Source organism: Winogradskyella litorisediminis (assembly GCF_042675765.1).
Classification (GTDB): domain Bacteria; phylum Bacteroidota; class Bacteroidia; order Flavobacteriales; family Flavobacteriaceae; genus Winogradskyella; species Winogradskyella litorisediminis.
The window spans coordinates 1-1,792 of record NZ_JBHTJL010000007.1; the positions used below are offsets into that span (position 1 = coordinate 1).

4 protein-coding genes are annotated in these 1,792 nt (G+C 32.1%); all 4 read left to right on the top strand.

The window, feature by feature from the left end; all coding sequences use genetic code 11:
* Window positions 1-124: 124 nt before the first annotated feature.
* Entirely contained in the window at window positions 125-580 is a 456-nt protein-coding gene (locus ACFQ1Q_RS02250; RefSeq protein WP_386127557.1) for a DUF5063 domain-containing protein, read from the top strand.
* On the top strand, window positions 581-856 hold the full coding sequence (locus tag ACFQ1Q_RS02255; protein WP_386127559.1) for a hypothetical protein: 276 nt from the start codon (window positions 581-583) through the stop codon (window positions 854-856).
* Between the two features lie 194 nt (window positions 857-1,050).
* Complete coding sequence (locus tag ACFQ1Q_RS02260; protein WP_028284019.1) at window positions 1,051-1,293, top strand: type II toxin-antitoxin system ParD family antitoxin; 243 nt, start codon at window positions 1,051-1,053, stop codon at window positions 1,291-1,293.
* Entirely contained in the window at window positions 1,290-1,592 is a 303-nt protein-coding gene (locus ACFQ1Q_RS02265; protein ID WP_386127562.1) for a type II toxin-antitoxin system RelE/ParE family toxin, read from the top strand. The genes ACFQ1Q_RS02260 and ACFQ1Q_RS02265 overlap by 4 nt, the downstream gene beginning before the upstream one ends.
* Window positions 1,593-1,792 lie beyond the last annotated feature (200 nt).

Here is a 1,792-nt window from a genome sequence, read left to right on the forward strand (position 1 = left end):
TGAATTCCTAATCGGAATTCATTGCAATTTGCTATCTTTCGGTTACGGCGGAAAATCATAGCTGATTTCCCGCAACGAGCCATACACAAAACCGTTGTAACACATTTGACCAAACCAATAAAAATTGAGTAAATTAAGAGAATTAATAGACCAAATCACGGAATTCGGAATTAATCCAAAAGTGGAATTGACAAACAAAACTGATGTTCTGAAAAAACTGTTAGTTGGAATTTACTCGGAATTTATAAATGTAGAATTTGAATTTGACGAAACGGATTATGATGAAGAACCTGCTTTTGATTACAACGAAATAAAAGAAAATGTGAAGTCTAATTTCCCAGATTTCGATTGGTATAGTATGGTTTTGGATTTAAACAGAATGGAACCGAACGTAGAAATCGGAATTGGAGACGCTTTAGACGACCTAACTGATATAATCAAAGATTTATTAGCTGTTAAATGGAAAATGGACAACACAAGCGAAATGAATGCTCTTTGGGAATTTGAATTTTCTATGAGAACTCATTCGGAACAACATCTTATTGATTTATTAAAATATTTAAAAGAAAAAGAGGAATAAATGGTAATTAAAATTTATTTATACGCACAAGAATTTAACGACAGTTGGCAAGGACAATCTGGTACAAAAACGAGAGTTTCTTATTTGACTAATAAGTATATTCACGCTTTAAATAAATTAGAATATGACGCAAAAGTTTCAATAACATTTTCTTCAGAAGATGGTAGAAAAGCATCAGAAGAAGAAATGGAATTTGTAGTTGAAGGGAAAAACAAACAGGAAGAAGACAAAATTTGGGATACAATAATCCGAGTGAAAAATAATATAACGGAATAAAAAACGTGTTACAACACTGTATATAATTTATTGCTTGGTTCTAGCCTACTTACGAAAATCCTCGCGGATTTTCTATTCGGTTTTTATTTGTTAACTTAGTTGCTTAACCACGCAACAAACCATATACAAACACGTTGTATGCAATTTGGCTACGTTACCAATATTTGGTATATTTGAAAAAAAATATAGTCAAAATGGGAAAAAACACATCAATATCACTCGGAAATCATTTTGAGGATTTTATAAGAGAAGAAGTAAACTCTGGAAGATATGGTTCGGTTAGCGAAGTAATTCGTTCTGCCTTGCGTTTGTTAGAACGTGAAGAAAAAAAGGAAAGAGAACTGATTAAAGCTCTCGAAGTCGGAGAAAATAGCGGATTTGTTGAAAACTTTGACCCAAAACAACATCTGAAAGAATTACATCGTAAACACTTATGAGTAAAAACAAATATCACATAAGTCAACAAGCGATTGAGGATTTAGATAAAATTTGGATTTACACCCTTAATAAATGGTCTAAAGAACAAGCTGACAGATATTATGACTTGATAATTACGGAAATTGAATTTATTGCTGATAACTTTATGACAGGAAAGTCAGCAGAACAAACTCGAAAGAATTATCGAGTGACCAAAATAAAATCACATCTGATTTTTTATAGAAAAGTGGAAAATAATATCGTGGAAATTGTTAGAGTTTTACACCAACGAATGGACATAAAAAAACGACTGAAATAAAAAACTGCATACAACAATGGCTATAAGTAATTGCTTGTTCTCGCCTACTTCTGAAAATCCTCGCGGATTTTCAGTTTGGTGTGTACTTGCAAAGTTAAGTGCTAACCCAAGCAACTACTCATAGCCGAGACCGTTGTAGTGCATTTAAAAAATGAACATCCTGAAAATTGACATAAAAAAATCATTGAATCTTGAAAAAC